The sequence below is a fragment of the Peribacillus frigoritolerans genome, from assembly GCF_040250305.1.
Lineage (GTDB): Bacteria > Bacillota > Bacilli > Bacillales > DSM-1321 > Peribacillus.
Map to the genome: position 1 here is coordinate 2549972 of NZ_CP158190.1, position 22336 is coordinate 2572307.

The window sequence follows — 22336 nt, forward strand, 5'->3', positions numbered from 1 at the left end:
AAGTGACTATCAAAAGTAAATGAATCCAGGGACTTTTTTTGGGGTTAAGTCAAAAAGCCTAAAATTCAGGGGCTTATCGTTTTTTTCGATAAGCTCTTTTAATTTGGTGAAAAAAGAATCATAAATACTAGAAACTGGTTATATGAGAAAGTAGAAAAGAAATATTAATCCCCAAGTAACACCCCAAGGATAAGACAGACATAGTAACAAAGAAACTAAAATCCTCCCCTACCAGTAAGGAATATTGGAGATATGGACATTTGAAAATTGAGCAGGAGGTAGGTAAGTATGAATGAAATTAAACTTAATAGTATTTATCAAAAAATAGCCCAAACTATTAATGAAACTATACCAGAGGAATGGTCAAAGGTATTAATGTACGGTGAAATTGCTGACGGTACCGGTACGGCTTTCTTTTTTTATTATACTCCTAATAGTGAAGTGCCTATTTATAGTCATGATATACCTGAAATATATAGTTTAAATGAAGAAGAATATGATAAATTATGGTATCAATTATTAGATGAATTAAAAATATTATCAGATGAATTTAAAAATAATAATCAAGAACAATGGACCAATTTAACTTTTACTTTGGAAAGTACAGGGAAATTTAAAGTTGACTATGATTATGAAGATCTATCAAATGCAGATGATCACGAAAGAAGGGTTATTTGGGAATATACTCGTTTGGATCTTTTACCTGAAACTGAATATGATAAGAGTATTTTAGAAGAATACCTAAAGAATAATCAAGGATAAGAAAAGCTATTTCTTTTGTATGACCTTAACGGTAAAGTTAAGGTCTTTTCAATGTTGATATGGTATGTATCATCTTAAGCCATATCGGGTTCCTCAGATAAAAGGCCGTTAGGTCTAAAAATATTAATAGATAAGAATATGGATTTACTGACCTCAGGCAGGGTCGTGATAAAATAGCAAGTGGTACAAAGTTCGTCCCTTACAGCAAGGAATTTGCGCAAAGGCAGGTACAGAAGGTTCAAGCTACAATAACAGACATAGCGATATCAGGATAAAACACGTTAAAAAATATAGGTGAAGAACTGGGTAAAAAAGAAATTCCTAAACGGATAAGTGTGGAACAAGTATCCCTCGCAGGAGGACCAAGCCTTCCCCATGTTATGATGGAAAAGCAGACAATTAAGGAAGCCTATCAGAAATTTACGGTGAAGGATAGCAAAGTAGAGGCTGTTTCAGGGGAGAGAGTTTCTAAGGGTACGGGTAAAGGTATTTCTGGAGTAAGTGAAGTCAAAACATTTATCGACAACGGACAACAGTTTACAAATGGTAGAAAAAATAGGTTAAAGCCTGATATTAGGTATAAAACTGGAGAGTATGATTATCTATATGAAACAGATAATTTAGGTAGGATTTCAAAATTTGAAACAAAAAATTTACAATTAACAAAGAGAAAAGACAGATTGTCACACAGCAAGAATACACCAGGTAAAGTAAAAGGTCAGGACCATGCAGGACATTTGGCAGCTGATAGGTTTGGAGGATCACCTTAAATTGACAATTTGGTATCGCAATTATCTGATGTTAATTTGAAGAAATATAAGAAAGTCGAAGATAAATGGGCTGCAGCTCTAAAAGAAACACCACCAAAAAAAGTAACAGTTGATGTTGCTATAAATTACTCTGGGAATGATATGCGCCCAGACAAATTTATAGTTAATTACACTATTGATGGTAAGCCGGGCAGTGCAAAATTTAAAAATTTATAAAAGGAGTGCAATGTAGTATGAAAGAATTTGAAGATAGATTTAGTGAATTGCAAGCTGATATGATATCCATTTGTATGGAATATGTTGAAGATAGAGCCGATAAAGTATATGTTTATGCTTCATGTGAAGAAGATATGATATCGAGCAGTTTCTTTTATTTAATTAACAATAAGTATGTAGAATGTAATAAGGTGAACGATACATTGGAGAATGGGGACGAAAGATATGATGTATCTACAGAACGACAGTTTATGGTATTAAATATTATCAATGATGATGCCGAAAAAATTGAAGAATTATGCAAAGAATACGAAAGAGACATGCCAACGGAGTTGAAATTAATATATGATGCTAAGAGTGGCAGTCTTCAAGCTGAATACAAGTATGATTTAGTACATACAAATGATGATATAAAAACGGCAGATGATTTTGCTGATGAGTGGTTTGAGGAGATAAAAAATAATAATCTTTAAATTGTTTACAGTTAAAGATAAGTGCTCTAATTTGAATTAATGACTCATGAAGGTTGTGCAATCAAGGAGTGTCAATGTTATATTAGGCAATAAGAACGAGAATATGGTGAGATGACATTTTACTAGATAGAACCCCTCATAGATGTCTTGTGCAACCAAACTAACGAGATTGCACAAGCACTGGTTTTATACGTGACACTTGTCAAGAAACAAAAAAGACGTCATACTGTCAATATAAAAACATGAAACTTACAAACTTATGAAGACTCAAAGATATTACTAAACTTATAACATGTATGAACTTAAAGCACTTTATTGTCTATTATAGGCGACGAGTGTTTTTTTGCATGTTTACATACATGGATTAAGAACGATCATGATTATTTAATTAGCATACTAAGTGTTAAATTTTTATACGAGTGCGAACATAAATAGGAGGAGAACAGGCGATGATTGGGTAATGGAAACACAAGTATCGATAGATAAGGATCAATTATTAGACGAATTAAAAGAATTAGCAGAAGAAAATTTTTCATTAGAGAAAATTAACTTAATCCATATCGGGTTCCTCAGTTAATATGCCGTAAGGTATTAAAATCATTCTATTAGAAAATTATGAATATAATCAGGTGAGGTGGCTTAGAAAAAAGTAGCGAGTGGTACAAAGTTCGTCCCTTACAGCAAGAATTTGCCCAAAAGCAGGTTCAAAAAGGTTCAAGCTACAATAACAGACATAGCGAGATCAGGAAAAACCACGTTAAAAAATATAGGTGAAGAACTAGGTAAAAAAGAAATTCCTAAAAGTATAAGTGTGGAACAAGTATCCCTCGCAGGAGGACCAAGCCTTCCCCATGTTATGACGGAAAAGCAGACAATTAAGGAAGCCTATCAGAAATTTACGGTGAAGGATAGCAAAGTAGAGGCTGTTCCAGGGGAGAGTATTCCTAAGGGTACGGGTAAAAGTGCTGAAGTAAGTGAAGTTAAAACATTAGCGGACAACAGACAACAGTTTACAAACGGAAGAAAAAATAGGTTAAAGCCTGATATTAGGTATAAAACAGGAGAGTATGATTACTTTTATGAAACAGATAATGTAGGTAGGATTGTAAAATTTGAAACAGAAAATTTAAAATTAACAACGAGAACAGATAGATTGTCACACAGCAAAAACACACCTGGTAAAGTAAAAGGTCAAGACCATGCAGGGCATTTGGCAGGTGATAGATTTGGAGGATCACCTAAAATTGACAATTTGGTATCGCAATTATCTGATGTTAATTTGAAGCAATATAAGAAGATTGAAGAGGAATGGGCAACAGCTTTAAAAGAAACACCTCCAAAAAAAGTGACAGTTGATGTTGAAATAATTTATTCTGAAATGATATGCGCCCAAAGGAATTTATAGTTAATTACTCAATTGATGGTAAGTCAGGTTTTAGAATTATTGAAAATTAATCTAAGGAGTGAAAAAGTAGTATGAAAGAATTTGAAGATAGATTTAGTGAATTGCAAGCAGATATGGTCTCTATATGTGTGGAATATGTTGAGGATAGAGCGGATAAAGCGTATGTTTATGCTTCATGTGAAGAAGGAATTATTTCGAGCGGTTTCTTTTATTTGATTAATAATAAGTATGTAGAATGTCATAAGGTGAACGATGCATTGGAGAATGGGGACGAAAGATATGATGTGTCTGCAAAACGACAGTCTATGGTATTGCGCATAATATGTGAAGATATCCAAAAAGTAAAATTATTGTGCAAAGAATATGATAGAGACATGCCCACTGAGATGAAATTAATATATGATGTTAAGAGTGGTAACTTCAAAGCGGAATACAAGTATGATTTAGTATATACGAATGATGATATTAAAACGGCGGATCATATTGCTGATGAGTGGTTTGAGGAGGTAAAAAATAATAATCTTTAAATTGTTTACAGTTAAAGATATGCTGGAATTTGAATTAATGGCGCATGAAGGTTATTCCTTCAAGGAGTGTCAATGTTATTTTAATATTTAGGCAATAAGAAAGAGAATAGGGCGAGATGACATTTTCTAGATAGGACCACTCCATAGATGTCATCGGCAACCAAACAAGCTAGAGTGCACAAGCTCATAGGTTTATGCGTGACACTTGTCAAGATACAAAAAAGATGTCATACTGTCAACATAAAAATATGAAACTTACAAACTTATGAAAACTCAAAGAAATTACTAAACTTAAAACATGTATGAACTTAAAGCACTTGATTGTCTCCTAAAGGCAACGAGTGCTTTTTAGCGTAAAAATTTAATAGAGCACTATAATTTTATAAGTACTCTAAGTGTTAAATTCTTATTGTCGTGTTTATAGACTGTAATGACTGTGAACGGTGTAATACGAGAATAGAGGAAAAAAGAAACTATCTTTAAAAATGGTTTTAGGGTATAGTGAAATGGAAGATTAATCCAATAATTTATCTGCCATGAGACCAAGTGCGATCTGTATGGCTTAACTGTAGCCAACGGTCTAGGCGAAGCAGTTACAGGCAAGGACATAGCTAATTGAGGAACAGCGCCAGAACGGGCTGATGATGGCACTGGGAATCGGTGGAGTGGCAGGTACGGGAAAGTCGCAGATAAAGTAGCAAGTGGTACAAAGTTCATTCCTTACAGCAAGGAATTTGCGCAAAAGCATTCGGCCGGCAAATCGGTAATGTGGAAGTACCTCTTCGTATCAGAGTCGAAGAGGTAGCCACGGCGTATGGAAACAACTACAAGCATGTCACTTTTGATAATACGACGATTAAGGAAATAGTACAGAAGTTTGCGGTGAAGAGTGATGGTGGTAAGGGTACAGGCATTTATACCATATCCAAAGAATCTCAGAAATAGAGGTTATGTTCAAGCAAAATCCAAAACACAATGCAGAAGAATTCGCTAGACAGTTAAAAGACCAAGAAAAAGGGTTGAATGATTTAACTATTGATGAATATTTAAAGAATAGAGAAAGATATATAGAAGAAGGAAGAGCTGGAATTAAGGAAACAAGGATTGTCTAGACAAGACGCAAACAAAAAAGCAAATGAATGGTTAGAAACTCAAGCTGCTCTCCATAACCCGGATCAAATTGCGGGAGGAAGTCCTATTAATATAGGTGGAATGGGGGATAAAAAAGTTAATTCTTCTATTGGTTCTCAATGGAAATACAGAATAGATGTATTAGATGAAAAAATAAGAGAGCTATCAAAAACCATGGTTGAATCAGAAAGAAAATCAACATATTTAAATGTTAAATTAATGAATTAATTATTGGAGGGAGAATGATTTGTCAAATAATGTATTTGGAGGATTTGTATTTGAAGAAAAAATTGATAAAGAAGTCATCGAAAAATATAAAGAGAAGATACCAGAACAAATAACAGAAATATGGAGGCAATACGGGTTTGGAAGTATATTAAAAGGTTATTTAAAATTGATAAACCCTGAAGTATTTGAAGAACTTTTAAAAGATGTATATATAAGAAGCGAGGATGCTATTCCGTTATTTGCTACATCTATGGGCGATATAATTGTTTGGGAAAAAGGAAGATATTTAAACCTGCTAAATTTTAGAAAAGGGAATGTAAATGTTATTTCAGCTGGTTTTGACTTTTTTCTAGATGATTTAAATGATAATAGCTTTATTGTTGAAGAATTAGAATGGAATCCTTATCCTGAAGCAGTTGATAAATATGGAGAACCAGATTTTGATGAATGTTTTGGTTATACCCCTCTCCTTGGATTAGGTGGACCAGATAAAGTGGAAAACCTGAAAAAGGTGAAACTTATTGAACATATTTATCTGATTACTCAATTCATGGGACCAATCGAATAAGGGATAACCAATCAAGAATAGATTATGAATATAATTATTAAGATCTATCAGGTTCAGATAATCATGAAAGAAGGGGTATTTGGGAATATACTTTCTTGGGTCTTTTACCTCCAACTGAATATGATAAGAGTATTTTAGAAGAATACCTTAAGAATGAATATTGGAGGACAATAAGAGCTTGTTCTTTTTGTATGACCTTAACGCAAAAGTTAAGGTCTTTTGTCTTTTCATTGTTGAGATATGAAAATGTATCAACTTACTCCATATCATTCCTCAGATAATAGGCCAAGAGGACTTAAAATCATATAGATTTACTTTAAGGCAAGGTGGCTTAGAAAAAAGTAGCGAGTGGTACAAAGTTCGTCCCTTACAGCAAGTAATTTGTCCAAAAGCAGGTTCAGAGGTTCAAGCTACAATAACAGACATAGCGAGATCCGGAAAAACCACGTTAAAAAATATAGGTGAAGAACTAGGTAAAAAGGAAATTCCTAAACGTATAAGTGTGGAACAAGTTTCCCTCGCAGGAGGACCAAGCCTTCCCCAAGTTGTAATGGAAAAGCAGACAATTAAGGAAGCCTATCAGAAATTTACGGTTAAGGATAGCAAAGTTTTCTCACAGTAGATGAAATTGAGAGAATGGAAAATATTCTTCATGATTATCAGTGTACAGATAAAGAAATCCTAATAAAAAGAGAAGAATTTATAAAATTATTTTAAACATGCAATAAACCTATGTATTTGTCTGTGTTACGTACTTCAAGACTTGCAATAGAACTTTTAGCATACTATAATTTCGTTTGTTTATGAAGGTGATAACTGGTAAAACCAGTTATCACCTTCTTTATTCCTAAGTATACAGATTATAACTTTTGGTATAGGATGTTGTTAAAAACTACTAAGAACATTTGAAAATAGAGCAGGGGGATAAAAAATTGAATGAATCAATACTAAATGATTATTATCAGAATATAGCTCAAACTGTAAATGAGATGATTCCAGAAGAATGGAGTAAAGTAATTTTGTATGGAGAAATTACTGAGGGGACAGGGACTGCGTTCTTTTTCTATCAGTCTAATATTAATGATAAACTCATATATAGCCATGATATCCCTGAATTACATAGTATTAGTAGAAGGGAGTATAGAGATACATGGCGGAAGTTAATAAAGGTCTTAAAAGAATTATCGGATGAATTTAAAAATAATAATCAAGAACAATGGACCAATTTAACTTTTACTTTAGAAAGTTCAGGGAAATTTAAGGTTGACTATGATTATGAAGATCTATCAGATGCGGATGATCACGAAAGAAGGGTTATTTGGGAATATACTCATTTGGGTATTTTACCTGAATCTGAATATGATAAGAGTATTTTAGAAGAATACCTTAAGAAAGAATAATGTAGACAAGAAAAGCTTGTTCTTTTGTATGACCTTAACGCAAAAGTTAAGGTCTTTTTATTGTTGATATGAATATGTATCATCTTAAGCCATATCGGTTCCTCAAATAATAGGCAGTGAGGACTTAACATCATATAGATTCACTTCATGGCTAGGTGGCTTAGAAAAAAGTAGCGAGTGGTACAAAGTTCGTCCCTTACAGCAAGAATTTGCCCAAAAGCAGGTTCAAAAAGGTTCAAGCTACAATAACAGACATAGCGAGATCAGGAAAAACCACGTTAAAAAATATAGGTGAAGAACTAGGTAAAAAAGAAATTCCTAAAAGTATAAGTGTGGAACAAGTATCCCTCGCAGGAGGACCAAGCCTTCCCCATGTTATGACGGAAAAGCAGACAATTAAGGAAGCCTATCAGAAATTTACGGTGAAGGATAGCAAAGTAGAGGCTGTTCCAGGGGAGAGTATTCCTAAGGGTACGGGTAAAAGTGCTGAAGTAAGTGAAGTTAAAACATTAGCGGACAACAGACAACAGTTTACAAACGGAAGAAAAAATAGGTTAAAGCCTGATATTAGGTATAAAACAGGAGAGTATGATTACTTTTATGAAACAGATAATGTAGGTAGGATTGTAAAATTTGAAACAGAAAATTTACAATTAACAACGAGAACAGATAGATTGTCACACAGCAAAAACACACCTGGTAAAGTAAAAGGTCAAGACCATGCAGGGCATTTGGCAGGTGATAGATTTGGAGGATCACATAAAATTGACAATTTGGTTTCGCAATTATCTGATGTTAATTTGAAGCAATATAAGAAAATTGAAGAAGAACGGGCTGCAGCTTTAAAAGAAACACCTTCCAAAAAAGTAACAGTTGTTGATATAATCTACTCTGGGAACGATATGCGTCCTGAAAAATTTAAAGTAATTTATACTATTGATGGTAAAAGGAGCTCTAGAGTTCTTGAAAATTAATCTAAGGAGTGAAAAAATAGTATGAAAGAATTTGAAGATAAGTTTAGTGAATTGCAAGCAGATATGATATCCATATGTATGGAATATGTTGAAGATAGAGCTGATAAAGTATATGTTCATGCTTCATGTGAAGAAGGAATTATTTCGAGCAGTTTCTTTTATTTGATTAACAATAAGTATTTAAAGTCTCATAAATTGAATGATGCATTGGAAAATGGGGAAGAAAGATATGATGTATCTGCAGAACGAAATTTTATGGTATTAGATATCTTAAATGAAGATATCGGAAAAATCAAAGCATTATGCAAAGAATATGAAAAAGATATGCCCACTGAGATGAAATTAATATATGATGTCAAGAGTGGAAACTTCAAAGCTGAATACAAGTATGATTTAGTTTATACGCATGATGAGATTAAAACGGCCACTCATATTTTTAATGAGTGGTTTGATGAGATAAAAAATAATAACCTTTAAATTGTTTACACTCGAAGATACGCTCTAATTTGAATACATGACTCATCAAGGTTGTACCTTCAAGGTGTGTAAATGTAATTTTAATATTAGGCAATAAGAACGAGAATAGGGCGGGATAACATTTTAATAGATAGGACCCCTCATAGATGTCATACTGTCAACATTAAAACATGAAACTTAATGATTTATTTAGAAAATGAACTTAATGCGCTTGATTGTCTACTAAAGGCAACGAGTGCTTTTTAGCGTTAAAAAAAAAGAGAACTAGAATTTTTATAATACACTAAGTGTTAAATTCTTATTGTCCTGTAAATAGACTGTAATGACTGTGAACAGTGTATTACGAGAGTAGAGGAAAGAAGAAAACTATCTTTAACAATGGTTTTAGGGTAAGGTGAAATAGAAAATTAATCCAATAATATATCTATCAGAAGACAAAATGCTAATTATACGGGAATTTGCGCAAAAGCAGGTTCAGAAGGTTCAAGCTACAATAACAGACAGAGAGATCAGGAAAAACCACGTTAAAAAATATAGGTAATGAAATAGGTAAGAAAGAAATCCCAAACGTATAAGTGTGGAACAAGATTCCCTCGCAGGAGGACCAAGCCTACCCCAAGTTGTGATGGAAAAGCAGACAAATAAGGAAGCCTATCAGAAATTCACGGTGAAGGATGGCACAATAGAGGGTGTTTCAAAGGAGAGTGTTCCTAAGGGGACGGGTGAATTTACATCTAAAAAGAAAACTGTACCAGATTGGCTTAAAGAGCGATGGGAAGCAGGTAATAATTTTAATAAGGAAATCGTCCTCGTTATCCTTATAATGAGGTAGAGTACTTCTAATATTAATTCATCTTTAAGTCGCCCTCCTTGAGAGCGTTTGGATTAAAAGGACCAATTGATATTTTAGAGCCTGAAGGATATTTTTTTGTAATTTCATATAAGTAACTCTTAGCTATCGTTTTTTGCACTTCACTAAGTTGAGTGAAATTTCTCGATACTATTTCCTTATTGGGTCCATATGAGTCGACTACGTACTTTTTGCCGCCTACTTCTTTTGCTTCCATTACCAGTTCAAAATAAACCAATTCCGCAAACAATTATTGATGAAGCAACAAAAAACAGAATTATTATTAAGGATATTAATGGGAAGGTGTATAAATGATAATGATTATGAAAGTTTATTATTGTGACGAGTGGTCAGATATCAAAAAAAAGCCTTGGAACATTCTTGATGAACGTACTGCATACACATACCATCAAAAACATGAACCATATACGGCGGTATTAACTGAAAATGAAAAACCTAAATATATTGTAAATATAACAAATGAATGGGTTTCGGTGAGTTTTTATGATGATTTCACTCGTAAGTATCTAAATTATGACTTTGAAGTTATGAGTGATGGTAAGATTTTTTTAAGAACAGCAATGTATTGGGAATATGATGATGAAACTGATAAGGAAGTAAGTAGCTTGATTTTGGGCTTCCGAGAAGATGGCTATATAGCAATGGAAAAGAGAGACTTTAAAACCGGTTCAGTCGAGGAACGCGAGGTTAGCGATACCCTTGAAAGAAACTGGGACGTATTTCCTGATTTTAGTCAGTACATTCATTTGTGCAAAGAGGAAAGATAACGGATTTAGAGCACTCTTCAGTGCCGATGCTAGCTATATGAATGGTTATCATATTTCAGTAACACATAAGGCAAGTGAACTAAAGATAAATATGCCATTTTGTATAGTATTAATGACGCTCAAGGTGGTTGTATGTATTATGAGGGTGGCTTACCTACTAATAAGATAAAAAATCCTATTTTAGATCTTAACTGGCTTTTGCCTTTCAATCCTTTTTTGCTTTAATAGTTTTAAGGTTAAAGTAATCCATATATAGATTTAAAAATCGGGATGGGAGTGTAGCAAGTGGTTGTTTAACCTGACATGAAAAGTAAAGTAAAGCAAACAAATACCGGAGTCGATCTAGTAACGGATCGCAAGCTGTCCGAAGCCGAAAGTCCATGGAAGAAGTCTTTGGTAAAGAAGTAATTATTAAAGTAAAACCCATAAAGAGGCGCAACCAGCTAGACTAGGTGAGTTTAAAATCAACTATGCAATAGATGGTAAAAAATATTCATATAGATTAACTAATTATTTTAAGAGGTAAATGAGATGGAAACCAAAATAATGGAGCAGACATATCAACAAATTGCGAATACATTAGTTAATATGATTCCAGAGGATTGGAAACAAATCTTTTTATACGCTGAGTTTAGAGAAGGTTATAAAAAGGTTTTTTTCTACTATTACCCTGAAATTGGAGGGGAACCAGTATATAGTCTGGATATAACTGATTTATTTAATGTTGATGAGGAAGAGTTTGAGGGGCTTGATAATGATTTGTATAATTGTTTTTCGAAAATGCGTGAAGAACTTAAGGAGCAAGAACAGGAACTATGGACTAACCTAACTTTCATTTTAGATAACACAGGAAAAATGCAAATGAATTATGGATATGATGATATTTCAGAACTTAGCCCTGTAGAAAAACAAGATAAATGGGAATCTGAATACCTAAATTAAAACACTATATAAAATGAAACCTTGAAATGCTTTTTTAATCCCTTGAATGGCTAAATATCTTTCAGGTTTTTTTGGGTGGCTACCTAGTGCCGAATAAATAGTTTCGTTCTAAGATAGATAACACTAAGTAGTTATTAATAATGTTTGACAAAAAAATATTGTACATAAAAACAACTTTAAATACATGTTCACAATTAAGCCAAATGTATAGGGACTCATCACGGACAACGGCTTTGGCGAAGTGGTCATTGGGAAAGATGTTCGGCAACCAGCTAACTGAGGAACAGCGCCAGAACAGGCTGATGGATGCAAGAGGAATATTTAAGCAAATGACTGATATGTATCCTAATTTAAAAATTAAGGTATCGACTGAAATAAATCCTAGTTTACCATATCCAAGAGATACATTGTCCTTTGAATGGGTTCCCAGAAAATGTGGTTAAAATAAGAAAATAAGTAGGGAATGATAGTTATGAATTTTATCAATAACCTCAACGCAGTGGCTAAGGTTGCAGTAGGATTGGTAATAGCTGAAAATATGTTTAATATAATTAGTATGGATGAACCCGGATATAAAATTGGTAAAGAAGCTCTAGATTCCTGTTGGAAATGGCTTGAAGGTGAAAAAATCGATGCGGATGATTTGTGTAACTACATAGATAGCGAAGATTATGTAGATGTAGCTGAGTTTGCAAATAAAGAAAAGGATGTACAAAAACAATATGCATGGTATTCAGTTTTAGATGCTGTTTCTTATACAACTTATCAAGCATATAAAAAGGAAAAAAGAGACTTTGTTCCTCAAGTGGTTGAAGTGATTGATGACGAAACGTTAAGAATATTAGGTGAAAATGCGATTGAATCGGGTTATTTTGAGATTGAAAGTCTAAATAATTTTAAAAAATACTTATTGGAAAACTACTCATTAATCGATAATATTGAAAACTATAATTATATAAAAAGGGATAGACTAACACTGTCCTAAGAGTATAAAAGAAACCTTCTCCCTTTAGGAAGAAGGTTTTTTAACCAAATCGAATTAGGTGAACCTGAGAAAGTGGAAATAACTAAGTAAAAGAAGTAAAAAGGTACCCTGAGTTAACGATAAAGTTATCTTCTGAGACGTTGAAGGGGTTAAATCTGCAGGGGAATTATCCTTTATTTTAAATAAATGGAGTTTTGATTGAATAAGGAGGAAAAGTTTGTGATAGAAAAAATCATTGAAATGAACTCTGATTTACAGGTAGCATTTCTTTTAACTTTGTCTGAGAAAGTTATAGGCATGCTTTCGAAATCTTCTGGGTATAAAGCTGCAGTCGAAGCAATTGACTTATGCTGGGATTGGGTTGAAAACAAAAACATTTCTGGAGATACTATCTATCAATTTTTTGACAATGCAGATGAAACAGGTCTATTCATACTGATGCAATTTGAGGAGAAGGAATTAAAGATGAAGGCTTGGAACTGCATTATTGATGCGATTGCATTTACTGATTGGAAAGCTTATATTGAGCAAGGGGAAAAATATTTACCTGGTCCAATAGAATCAGTGGATGAGGATCTATTTCATCATTTCATAAATAATTTCTTAGAAATTAACCATGGAAAGGATGGAATGATCTATCGATTAATTGATATTTTACAAGATAATTATTCAAATAATAAAATTGATGCAAATATAAGAAAACAAATTTTATCTAGCATTGAATAAGTAGTTATACAAATGGCTGTTCAGCTTTTTTCCTTTAAGTTCTTGTTTTACACGCACAAATAAAGAAACAAAAGTAGGTTATGTAAATTGTTAGCGGATGGGTTAATTATGATTATGAGGATTTATCCAATGAGAAGATCACGAAAGAAGGATTATTTGGGAATATACTCGTTTAGGTCTTTTACCTGAATCTGAAAATGAAAAGAGTATTTTAGAAGAATACCTTAAGAAAGAATAATGGAGGCACGGTGGCTTAGAAAAAAATAGCAAGTGGGACAAAGTCCTCCCTTACATAAGGAATTTGCGCAAAAGCGCGGTTTAGAAGGCCCAAGCTACAATAACAAGGAAAAACTACGTTAAAAAATATAGGTGAAGAACTAGGCAAAAAAGAAATTCCTAAACGTATAAGTGTGGAACAAGTATCCCTCGCAGGAGGACCAACTTTAGCCAAGTTATGATCGAAAAGCAGACAATTTTCCCAATGAGACAAATGCTAAATTTAGAAGAGCATCGCCGTCTTCTAAAATACAAAGAGAAGTTTACAATAATATTGATGATATTATTGGATTGAGGATTTTGCTCTACCTGGAAAAATAATGATAAAAAACGGCATGCAGACCATATTGTTTCTCTAGAAAATAGCTCGTATAGAAGGTTTTGAGACATTAACTTACAATCAACAGAAGGAAATTGCCAATTTTGCAGAGAATTTTATAGGTCTTAGTGAAGCAGCTAATACATCTAAAGGTTCAAAATCATTTGCAGGTTGGTACATCTACAAAAAAGAAAATATTCCGGTAAATCCTGAATTTAGGGAAAAAATGATATTAAAAGAAAAAGAACTAGAAATTGAGATACAAAAGATGATAGATGAATTTAATAGGAAAAATAAAAAGGAGTGATTTCGGGTGGATAAATTATCTTTTTTAAAACAATACAGGAAAAGTATCGAGTTTGTATCTAACAAAGACTTACTCAATATTGAAAAGGAAAATATGCCTGAAAAATGGATAGAGATATTTAAAGAAACAGATAAAACTAGAAAGAAAGATAAACTAATAGCTTTATGGAATAATGTGTGTGAAAAAGAATTGAGTAATACTATATCATACTTGAAAGAGAATTTATTAGAAATTGAACTAATTGTAGATAATGGACAATATGCAGTACTATATAGCGTAATGAGTGAAAATGACGAAATTCTCTATTATGAAGGTGGTATACCGACCAATTCTATTAATATTTCAGAAATGCAACAAAATTGGTCAAATGTACCAGTATCTATTAAGGGATTTTATGAAAAGTTACATAATGGGTTTTATTATCTGCCAAGTAGAGCTATGGGGCTTGTACCAGTAGACCACATTACTCATTTTGAGGATTACGAATGGGGAATACTTGAAGAATTAGATGAACCATTAGGAATTAATATGGCAACAACATATGGTTTTTTTGAAAATGGCATGGGAGGATATGTTGCTATAGATTTAAAAAACTGTATAGATGACTTAGCGACATTATGGTTTACTAATGATAAGCCTGAGTATAATGTGGATTTCTGGGATATTGTAGATGAATGGATTGTAATAGGGCTACAAGACAATTGAAAAATATGTAAAATCCCTCGCAGGAGGACCAAGCCCTCGCATATGGAGAAAATACAAAATGGATTTCTGGCCCAAATACCTACATTACCAATAAAAATTAAGGATGTTGAAGAAATAATTAGTAGAAGTGTATCAAGGAACTCCGACTTTGTAGAGAATGTTACAAACGCAAAAATTGTACTTAAAAAAGATACAACGATAATTTTATTCTAACAGGATATCCATAAAAAATAAGGAAGCGAGGAATCTAATGAAAGAAAGGTATGATTACTTAGAAGAGTTAGAAGATTTTTTATGTGGAACATTTCACCAGGATATTAGTTCGCCTGAACAAGCATTAGTTGAGTTTATAAACGAAGCTAATAATGAATGTTTGCTTTTTACAATAAAGTATTGTGACGAATTTTTAAATAGTGATATAACAAAAAAAGAAAAGGAAAACTATATAAAAGCTAATGCAGAAATTTATTTTCCCGCAATTGGATTAACTCCTATACAGTGGCTAAATAAAGTCATAGAACGAATAAAAGAAGCTGTAAAATTAAAATAGAACTTATTATCATAGAAACCTTGGGAGGTAAACAAGTCTTTCAAGGTTTTTATTATGGGAATTTCAATGGCCTACGGCTAAAAAAAGGGGAATTTGTTCCTCAATGTTAAAGTTAATTATGATGGGATTAATAAGAGACCGAGCAGTTTTGATATTATGTACGAGATAGATGGGGAACCAAACTTTATTAAAATAAAGAATTAGAGGTGTTCATTTTGGGAAAAGAATTTGAAGATTATTTTTCAGAGCTTCAAACAGATTTGGTTGCGATTTGTTTGGAATTTGTTGATAAGAAAGCAGATGAAATTTATATTTATGGTTCTTATGAACCTGATGCATATTATTTTAATGTGTTTTATAACGTGCAAGGGACTATTGTTTTGAAGCAAAAATTGAACGAAATAGATGTGAAGAATCATGACTATATTTATGATGTATCAAAAGAACGACAATTTGCATTACAACGTATAGGTACTGAAATTTTAGAAGAGATTCATAAAAGATGTAACGAATTTAATCATGAGATGCCAACTGAAATAAAGTTACGTTACAGTATAAAAAATAACAAATTGCAAGCAAAGTATAACTATGATTTAGTTTACACTAATGATGATACCCTTCTTCCAAGTAATATTTTCAAAACTTGGTTTAATGAAGTAAGTGAAGAGTTAAGTAAAAGAGATTAATATTGTTAACAAATTTGACTGGAAAATATATGTGAAGTGGATAGAAGGTAATGATGAGGTGTTTGAAAATACTTACTTCATGATGGTTGAACCATCATGAAGTATTTTGTGCAATGATAGAATTGAAAAAGAAGTACGAGGTTAGGCGAGATTTTGATTGCACAACAGATTAACGATATGATTCCAAATGAATGGGATAATTGTTGTATTAATGGTGAAGTTAAGGGGGGAAGGAGGAGCTTTCTTCTTTTTTAGGCCCCAAAGGTAAGGAGTAACACGTTTTTACATTATATTTCAAAATTATATTATGTAGATAAGATAGCTTACAATTAAGAACTACATAAAATTATATCAAACAAATGTTGAACTCCAAAAGTTTTTATTGATAACGACCAAGAACCTTAGTATTCGGTGACATTATTAGTAAATGATTCAGGAAAGTTAAATGTACATTTTGATTATACAAAGTGGCTTGAAAGGAATTTGGTCCAACAGCTGCCTTTTAGGCATCAGGTGCTGTTTGTTTTTCTGAGATGAAATTCAAGTATAAAACACATTAAAGAAGGAATTCTCATTTAAAGAATTCCTTCTTTGCATATTATTTGTTAAGAAATGATTTTTCGAAAAATTCCAGAAGATGCTCTAAAGTGATTGGATCACTGTAGGTGGATGCTTTACTATTTATTTCAAATATACGATCGTTTTTAACTGCAGGTATATTTTTCCATGTCTCGGTCTCTACAAATGAATTAACAACATCTGGGTTTTTGCTAAAGATAATATAATCTCCAGTATACTCAGGAAGCACTTCCGATGAGAGGACATAAATGCCGGATTTAAGTGCCTTTTCTTTTACTTTTTCAGGCATTTTCAAATCCATTGCTTGATACAATATTTCTGTTCCGCGTGCATAGTTATTTCCAAATACATAAAATTCCTTAGCATCATTTTCAATCACAGAAACGGTTGCATCTTCACCAATTTTTGCACGTATCGCTTTTCCTGCGGATTCTGCACGTGTTTCGAAATCATTAACCCATTCTTTTGCTTCCTTTTCTTTGTTTAAGAGTTTACCGATTTCTATTTGCTGTGATAAATAATCTAATTTCCCCCAAGTGAATACTACAGTTGGAGCAATTTCATTTAGCTTTCCGATATTTTTCATCTCGGATCCCGCTATGATTAGGTCCGGTTCCAGTTCTATGATTTTCTCGAGGTTATCTTCTGATACGACTTCCACTCCCTTTAGTCTTTCTTTAAAAAGTGGATTCATATTAGTCCATTGGTCTATCCCAACGACATTTCCTTCTAAAGCCAATACATTAGGTCCATTAGAGAGAGCAATTATTCTTTTTGGGTTTTTAGGAATCTCAATAGGGCCAGTTTCTGATTGATATGTAACTGTTTCTTTTTTAGCCTTGGATGCATTATTTTCGTTCGCAGTCTCTTTGTTACCGCAAGCACTAAGAATGAGTACGAACAAGAGTAGGAAGGGGATGAATAGCTTTTTCATTCTGATTTTTCTCCTTATGAATTATAGAGTAGGTTAAAAACATATCAAAAAATGTCTAATTAATAATGATATTCATTTTCAATGACTACATCAATATATTAATAGTAATGATAATCATTGTCAATAAATTTCGCCAGGTTGCTAAACTCTGTGTACTAAAAAATTGCGGTGTTCGCAGTCATCATTTTCTGCCTGCGTCGTTAAATACTTGATGTTGACGTATTCCGTTAAATTTTGATCGGTATTTGTTTACATAACTATATTATGGTCTAATCGTTGAGAAGTCATATATATTTGAACTAAAATTTGGAGGTGTATATAATTCTATAAATATAGTATAGAAAGAATTAAATGAAAACGTTAAAAAAGGGTTTTTAATCGTGTTAGCAAGTTTTGTTTTTCATTACTAAACATTTCGATACCGGTTTCAGCTCATGAAACTAAATCAAAACGAACGGTAATAACCAGTGAGGATGGATCAGTAGTTCTAACTCAAATAAAAAAGGATGTTTGGGTACATACAACATATACGGAAATCCAAGGTAATAAGATTTGTGCGAATGGTCTGGTACTTAATACTTCAAAAGGAATCGTCTTAGTTGATGCAGCTTGGGACGATATACTGGCAAAGCAAATATTGGATATGATAAAAAAGGAATTCAAAAAACCTGTCAAGTGGGCAATAGTAACTCACCACAAATACGATAGAATTGGCGGGATACAGGCATTATTGGATCAAAACTAAAAACGGTAAGCACTCCTGAAACTGCAAGATTGGCAGAAGAGTTCAACTATCCTATGCCCGATCCTTCACTGGATTCAATGGCATCAACTTTAAAAGTTGGGAATATGAAAATCGAAATATACTTCCCCGGGGAAGCCCATACTTCTGATAACATGACGATATGGCTTCCAAAGTATAACTTAATTATTTGGTGATATGATCTTTGCACTGGAACAAAAGAATTCGGGGATCATAGATGAAGCTAACATGGAAGCTTGGCCAAATACGATGAAGAATTTAATGTATGTGTATAAAGATGCGAAAATCGTTATTCCTGGTCATAAAAATTGGGGAGATTTCAGTTTGCTTCCACATACATTGGAAATTGTCCAGAATCATGGAAAATGAATTAATTAATTCTCATTCACTTCTAATCTTTAAGCAACTTGTCCACACCTTCCATCAGTCCATGCATATACAATAGTAAGGAGGGTGTTAGTATGCAGATAAATTGTTGTTATGAAGAAAAATGTTTTGAGAACAATGACCCAAGTACAGTATGGTTTCCTGGAAAACGTTGTGAATGTAAAAAATGCAAAAAAAACAAGCATCGTTTTCATTAATCACTAAATGAATGAAACAACTGTAAAACAATTGTTCAACAGGGGCAGTCCTAGTGGCTGCCTTTTTTATTTGGACATGAAGTTGATGGTGAGTAATGCTCTGAAATATAAAAGCTTAAAAACACTCAACCGTGATGGCTGAGTGTTTTTAAGCTAGTCTTTCTTAAGAATCTGCCTGCTTTGCTGAATGATTTCATTATTTTTATTAATCGCTTCAACATTGTTTAATTTAACATGGTCATTGATCAATTCATTGTCTTCCATATATTCAAGTAACAATTCGACGGATTTATCCAATAATCTTTCCAGTGGGATTACCCTTTCTTCTGCCAAACGAGTGAGCCGCATGTTTAAATGTGAAGCGAGTGAGGAAACGAATGGATCTCTACCTTCGTTCATTTGCCATGCCCCCTTCCTCTTTAATAGCTTCATTATATGATGGAAATGATTGGAAGGCAAATGGAACAAAATTAATGAAAAGATGGTTAAATCGATTGAAAGTGTGCTGGTAGCTGGATGATTTTTGAATCGGAAGCTGTCAATTATTTATTTATATTACGCAATCTTTAATAATTTTTTTGCATAAAAAATAGAAGCTACCCAAAATAGATAGCTCCTCATTTGTTTTATTTATGCCAATTACTAAACTGGTCCATTAAGACTCTAAAGTGATTTGAAATTTTTGATGTAATGCAAGGTATATAGAATGTTATAAGTTTATTGAACTAAAGTTAATACCTAAATAAAAGGGCGTTTCCACACAATGAGTTTTCGAACCAACTAAATTAGTATCTACTACAGGAATTCCCAAGAAATTGAACAACAATCTGTATTAGTTGATGTAACGGATAGCGCAACCCCAAAGTCTTATTTTAGTTTAACCAAAATAAGACTTTGGTCATCTTTACGTTGGTCAGTGTCCTCTTCATTTCTAAGCGATTGTATAATTTCCTCTTTAAGTGTAGATAAAGGGGCAGCCGAATAGGTCTTTAACAATGAGCATAAACGGTCTGAACCTAGAGGTTCTTCAACTCCATCTGTATAAAGGCAGAGCTTACTGTCCTTATTGTATGTAAGGGTATTTGTTTTAAAAATAATTTCTTCAAACATCCCGAGTGGAGGCCGATTAGAACGCAACTGATATTGTTTTCCGTTTATATCCTGTAAAAGAACGGAAGGATGGCCTGCATTAATATAATTAATTTCTCTCTTATCAGTATCGATTAAAAGGTAGACGGCTGTGCAGTAATGCCAAGTTTCACTTGTGTTTTTGAATAAAGAATGAAGGTGATCATCTAATTCCTTCATCACAGTTTTCACTTCAGAACCTTTTAAAATTAATCTCTGAAATATGGAATGAAGTGACATGGTTATGAGAGCTGAAGAAAGCCCGTGCCCCATCACATCAAGTAGGATAAGCCCATACCGTTGGGCGTCAATTTGGTAAAATCCATATAGATCACCTGATAATTGATTGGAACCTTTATAATACGCTTGAATTTCAAGATGTTCATTACTAATAGGAACAGTTAATAGTGTCTCTTGGATTTTTTTAGCAAGATCCATTTCTCTTTCTGTATCTACTTTGTATTTTTCGTTTTTTTCGTTTAATTCAATAAGTTTATCCTTTTGCATTTTCATCGTTTCATGAGCAGTCTCTAAATCAGAATAAGCCTTATTCCTAGCATTTAAAGCGGTCACTGCCTCTTTTTTCGCTATAAGAAGCTCATTTTCTAATTCGTTTCTTTTTCGCATTGGAATCACCACACACTCAATAATGGTTCTTCCATCTCGCTCTCTTTGAACAGCGTTTAGTAACACAGGTATTTCTTCTTCGTCTTCAGACTTTAAGGATATATATATTTCCTCAATGTGATTTTCTAACTTAATCAGAGGAACAAGATAAAGCTGATGAAAGAGTATAGCAGAAGCCGAAAGGATAAAATTAATATGCTGTCCCTTCAAATCATCGAGATTATACCCCAATAATTTAAGTAAGGTTTGATTAACGGATAAAATTGTATCTTCTTCTGATAAAGTTAAATATCCGCAGGGTGCCTCATTCAGTTGTTCATTCACAAAAATTCACACCCATCTCTATCTATAAATCGTTTGTCGGAAATTCATCCAAAAACTGTCTAATTAAGAATATCGTCTCTTCAGGATGACTCATATGTGGACAGTGTCCTGTTGCTTTCATCACTTTCAATGTACTATCAGGAAGATGCTTATGAATATATTCTCCTACTGCTGACGGAGCAATAACATCTTCTGAACATTGCAAAATGAGTGATGGTACTTTTACTTTTGGTAAGTCTTTACGGTTATCAGCAAAAAAGGTAACCTCCGCAAATTGTCGAGCGATAATGGGATCAGTAGAACAAAAACGATTCTCTAGCTCCCGTTTAAGCTCTGGTCGATCTGGATTATTCATTACCGTTCCAGCAAAGGCGGTTGCCCAGCCTATATAATTTTTGTCCATCATATCAATCAATCCTAAAAGTTGTTCTTTTTCGAATCCTCCGTAATAATCATTAGGGAGATTCAAGTAGCAAGGAGAAGGACCAACCAGAACAAGTTTAGAAAAATATTCTGGATGTTTAATTGATGCCAGCATGCCGATCACACATCCGACAGAGTGTCCAACAAATATAGCATCTTTTAGGTCTAATGCGGAACAAACATCAAGTACATCTTGTGCATACCCTTCAAGAGTACTGTATCTTTCCACGTTATATGCCTGTATATCTGAATTACCTGACCCAACATAGTCAAATAGGATAATTTGGTATTCATCTTCGAAGTCTTTTGCAACTGATTGCCAGACATTTTGATCACAACCAAAACCTGGGGCAAATATCATTGGTCGTGTACCACTTCCTTTAAGCTTTACATTATTACGCAATAAAATATTGGGATTCATGATTAGCTCCTTCATTAGAAGATATACTTACTATATGTTAACACTAACCTTATTCGAATTAAAGAATTACACTTTAGTACCAAATCGGTGGAACTTATGTTTAACTTCACCATGATTTACTTGAACTGAAAATTGTCACAGTATCTATTTACCTTAAAAGTTCTGTCAACCTTTTACCATGGTAAGTAATGATCGGTTTTCATAGTCTTAGATTTGCTGGTCAGTGAGTACGAGGAATCACATTTTCTCCTCAAACCATCATTTAAGATCTATTAATAAAAATGAATAATCATCAAACTATGATTTACAAAGGCACTCGCTTTAAAATGAACTTGAAGGGGGGAGATTGATACACTTCGTGGAGTTTCAAGACTTTTGGAAACTCTTAGACTAACGTATGCACGAACTTCTTATATACGGAAAAGGCCGACAACGTTCCTTGATAATTAGCCTTTGGAAAGGCTAATTTTTTTAAAAGGGATTATGTA

At 33.2% G+C, this 22336-nt stretch carries 24 protein-coding genes and 1 pseudogene; 21 read left to right on the top strand and 4 right to left on the bottom strand.

What is annotated here, in order from left to right:
* The first annotated feature begins 288 nt into the window (after positions 1 to 288).
* The 19 genes and pseudogenes from ABOA58_RS12545 to ABOA58_RS12630 all read left to right on the top strand — a co-directional run bounded on the left by ABOA58_RS12545 (position 289) and on the right by ABOA58_RS12630 (position 16065).
* A complete protein-coding gene (locus ABOA58_RS12545) occupies positions 289 to 762 on the top strand; it encodes an antitoxin YezG family protein (protein ID WP_350302553.1) in 474 nt (157 codons plus the stop codon).
* Between the two features lie 383 nt (positions 763 to 1145).
* Positions 1146 to 1748 (top strand): annotated as a pseudogene (locus ABOA58_RS12550) (DNA/RNA non-specific endonuclease).
* Positions 1749 to 1765: 17 nt separating this feature from the next.
* Positions 1766 to 2221 (top strand): immunity protein YezG family protein, encoded by a 456-nt coding sequence (locus tag ABOA58_RS12555; protein ID WP_350302554.1) that lies wholly within the window; start codon positions 1766 to 1768, stop codon positions 2219 to 2221.
* A gap of 688 nt (positions 2222 to 2909) precedes the next feature.
* Positions 2910 to 3626, top strand: a complete 717-nt coding sequence (locus ABOA58_RS12560) for a DNA/RNA non-specific endonuclease (RefSeq protein ID WP_350302555.1) — start codon at positions 2910 to 2912, stop codon at positions 3624 to 3626.
* Between the two features lie 71 nt (positions 3627 to 3697).
* Entirely contained in the window at positions 3698 to 4153 is a 456-nt protein-coding gene (locus ABOA58_RS12565; protein ID WP_350302556.1) for an immunity protein YezG family protein, read from the top strand.
* 950 nt (positions 4154 to 5103) lie between these two features.
* Positions 5104 to 5265, top strand: coding sequence for a polymorphic toxin type 15 domain-containing protein (locus ABOA58_RS12570; protein WP_350302557.1), 162 nt, complete (start codon positions 5104 to 5106; stop codon positions 5263 to 5265).
* Positions 5258 to 5512: a polymorphic toxin type 15 domain-containing protein gene (locus ABOA58_RS12575; protein ID WP_350302558.1), complete on the top strand. Its 255-nt coding sequence runs from the start codon at positions 5258 to 5260 to the stop codon at positions 5510 to 5512. The genes ABOA58_RS12570 and ABOA58_RS12575 overlap by 8 nt, the downstream gene beginning before the upstream one ends.
* A 19-nt stretch (positions 5513 to 5531) precedes the next feature.
* Positions 5532 to 6080, top strand: a complete 549-nt coding sequence (locus ABOA58_RS12580) for a T6SS immunity protein Tdi1 domain-containing protein (protein ID WP_350302559.1) — start codon at positions 5532 to 5534, stop codon at positions 6078 to 6080.
* Between the two features lie 932 nt (positions 6081 to 7012).
* The gene (locus ABOA58_RS12585) at positions 7013 to 7480 is read left to right on the top strand and encodes an antitoxin YezG family protein (protein ID WP_350302560.1); all 468 of its coding nucleotides are present in this window, start codon (positions 7013 to 7015) and stop codon (positions 7478 to 7480) included.
* A gap of 209 nt (positions 7481 to 7689) precedes the next feature.
* The gene (locus ABOA58_RS12590; RefSeq protein WP_350302561.1) at positions 7690 to 8454 is read left to right on the top strand and encodes a DNA/RNA non-specific endonuclease; all 765 of its coding nucleotides are present in this window, start codon (positions 7690 to 7692) and stop codon (positions 8452 to 8454) included.
* A gap of 21 nt (positions 8455 to 8475) precedes the next feature.
* Positions 8476 to 8931 (top strand): immunity protein YezG family protein, encoded by a 456-nt coding sequence (locus ABOA58_RS12595; protein WP_350302562.1) that lies wholly within the window; start codon positions 8476 to 8478, stop codon positions 8929 to 8931.
* A 1173-nt stretch (positions 8932 to 10104) separates the two neighbouring features.
* Positions 10105 to 10569, top strand: coding sequence for a hypothetical protein (locus ABOA58_RS12600; protein ID WP_350302864.1), 465 nt, complete (start codon positions 10105 to 10107; stop codon positions 10567 to 10569).
* A gap of 531 nt (positions 10570 to 11100) precedes the next feature.
* Positions 11101 to 11511, top strand: coding sequence for an immunity protein YezG family protein (locus ABOA58_RS12605; RefSeq protein WP_350302563.1), 411 nt, complete (start codon positions 11101 to 11103; stop codon positions 11509 to 11511).
* 472 nt (positions 11512 to 11983) lie between these two features.
* Entirely contained in the window at positions 11984 to 12496 is a 513-nt protein-coding gene (locus ABOA58_RS12610; protein WP_350302564.1) for an Imm6 family immunity protein, read from the top strand.
* Positions 12497 to 12715: 219 nt separating this feature from the next.
* On the top strand, positions 12716 to 13222 hold the full coding sequence (locus ABOA58_RS12615) for an Imm6 family immunity protein (RefSeq protein WP_350302565.1): 507 nt from the start codon (positions 12716 to 12718) through the stop codon (positions 13220 to 13222).
* Positions 13223 to 13376: 154 nt separating this feature from the next.
* The gene (locus ABOA58_RS27760; protein ID WP_413020318.1) at positions 13377 to 13460 is read left to right on the top strand and encodes a hypothetical protein; all 84 of its coding nucleotides are present in this window, start codon (positions 13377 to 13379) and stop codon (positions 13458 to 13460) included.
* Between the two features lie 670 nt (positions 13461 to 14130).
* Positions 14131 to 14829, top strand: coding sequence for an SMI1/KNR4 family protein (locus tag ABOA58_RS12620; RefSeq protein ID WP_350302566.1), 699 nt, complete (start codon positions 14131 to 14133; stop codon positions 14827 to 14829).
* A gap of 250 nt (positions 14830 to 15079) precedes the next feature.
* The gene (locus ABOA58_RS12625) at positions 15080 to 15379 is read left to right on the top strand and encodes a contact-dependent growth inhibition system immunity protein (RefSeq protein ID WP_350302567.1); all 300 of its coding nucleotides are present in this window, start codon (positions 15080 to 15082) and stop codon (positions 15377 to 15379) included.
* Positions 15380 to 15585: 206 nt separating this feature from the next.
* Positions 15586 to 16065 (top strand): DUF600 domain-containing protein, encoded by a 480-nt coding sequence (locus ABOA58_RS12630; RefSeq protein WP_350302568.1) that lies wholly within the window; start codon positions 15586 to 15588, stop codon positions 16063 to 16065.
* A 598-nt stretch (positions 16066 to 16663) separates the two neighbouring features.
* Here ABOA58_RS12630 and ABOA58_RS12635 read toward each other — a convergent pair.
* Complete coding sequence (locus ABOA58_RS12635) at positions 16664 to 17578, bottom strand: iron-hydroxamate ABC transporter substrate-binding protein (protein WP_350302569.1); 915 nt, start codon at positions 17576 to 17578, stop codon at positions 16664 to 16666.
* Positions 17579 to 18143: 565 nt separating this feature from the next.
* On the opposite strand from ABOA58_RS12635, the gene ABOA58_RS12640 reads away from it, so the two are divergent.
* Together ABOA58_RS12640 and ABOA58_RS12645 are read left to right on the top strand one after the other, a co-directional pair.
* The gene (locus tag ABOA58_RS12640) at positions 18144 to 18323 is read left to right on the top strand and encodes an MBL fold metallo-hydrolase (RefSeq protein ID WP_350302865.1); all 180 of its coding nucleotides are present in this window, start codon (positions 18144 to 18146) and stop codon (positions 18321 to 18323) included.
* 195 nt (positions 18324 to 18518) lie between these two features.
* Positions 18519 to 18710, top strand: a complete 192-nt coding sequence (locus ABOA58_RS12645; RefSeq protein ID WP_350302570.1) for a hypothetical protein — start codon at positions 18519 to 18521, stop codon at positions 18708 to 18710.
* Positions 18711 to 19078: 368 nt separating this feature from the next.
* On the opposite strand, the gene ABOA58_RS12650 is transcribed toward ABOA58_RS12645, so the two are convergent.
* The 3 genes from ABOA58_RS12650 to ABOA58_RS12660 form a co-directional block, all read right to left on the bottom strand.
* Positions 19079 to 19324 carry a hypothetical protein gene (locus ABOA58_RS12650; protein WP_350302571.1) on the bottom strand — a complete coding sequence of 82 codons (246 nt, stop codon included), beginning with the start codon at positions 19322 to 19324 and terminating at the stop codon, positions 19079 to 19081.
* A gap of 468 nt (positions 19325 to 19792) precedes the next feature.
* Positions 19793 to 21004: a SpoIIE family protein phosphatase gene (locus ABOA58_RS12655; RefSeq protein ID WP_350302572.1), complete on the bottom strand. Its 1212-nt coding sequence runs from the start codon at positions 21002 to 21004 to the stop codon at positions 19793 to 19795.
* 22 nt (positions 21005 to 21026) lie between these two features.
* On the bottom strand, positions 21027 to 21848 hold the full coding sequence (locus ABOA58_RS12660; RefSeq protein ID WP_350302573.1) for an alpha/beta fold hydrolase: 822 nt from the start codon (positions 21846 to 21848) through the stop codon (positions 21027 to 21029).
* Between the last annotated feature and the right edge of the window lie 488 nt (positions 21849 to 22336).

Bases quoted from the DNA above. Each gene is read 5' to 3' on its own strand.
- ABOA58_RS12595 (WP_350302562.1), top strand. From the start codon at position 8,476: ATGAAAGAATTTGAAGATAAGTTTAGTGAATTGCAAGCAGATATGATA.
- ABOA58_RS12545 (WP_350302553.1), top strand. From the start codon at position 289: ATGAATGAAATTAAACTTAATAGTATTTATCAAAAAATAGCCCAAACT.
- ABOA58_RS12600 (WP_350302864.1), top strand. From the start codon at position 10,105: ATGAAAGTTTATTATTGTGACGAGTGGTCAGATATCAAAAAAAAGCCT.
- ABOA58_RS12650 (WP_350302571.1), bottom strand. From the start codon at position 19,324: ATGAACGAAGGTAGAGATCCATTCGTTTCCTCACTCGCTTCACATTTA.
- ABOA58_RS12570 (WP_350302557.1), top strand. From the start codon at position 5,104: ATGTTCAAGCAAAATCCAAAACACAATGCAGAAGAATTCGCTAGACAG.
- ABOA58_RS12645 (WP_350302570.1), top strand. From the start codon at position 18,519: ATGATCTTTGCACTGGAACAAAAGAATTCGGGGATCATAGATGAAGCT.
- ABOA58_RS12625 (WP_350302567.1), top strand. From the start codon at position 15,080: ATGAAAGAAAGGTATGATTACTTAGAAGAGTTAGAAGATTTTTTATGT.
- ABOA58_RS12555 (WP_350302554.1), top strand. From the start codon at position 1,766: ATGAAAGAATTTGAAGATAGATTTAGTGAATTGCAAGCTGATATGATA.
- ABOA58_RS12565 (WP_350302556.1), top strand. From the start codon at position 3,698: ATGAAAGAATTTGAAGATAGATTTAGTGAATTGCAAGCAGATATGGTC.
- ABOA58_RS12635 (WP_350302569.1), bottom strand. From the start codon at position 17,578: ATGAAAAAGCTATTCATCCCCTTCCTACTCTTGTTCGTACTCATTCTT.
- ABOA58_RS12610 (WP_350302564.1), top strand. From the start codon at position 11,984: ATGAATTTTATCAATAACCTCAACGCAGTGGCTAAGGTTGCAGTAGGA.
- ABOA58_RS12605 (WP_350302563.1), top strand. From the start codon at position 11,101: ATGGAAACCAAAATAATGGAGCAGACATATCAACAAATTGCGAATACA.
- ABOA58_RS12660 (WP_350302573.1), bottom strand. From the start codon at position 21,848: ATGAATCCCAATATTTTATTGCGTAATAATGTAAAGCTTAAAGGAAGT.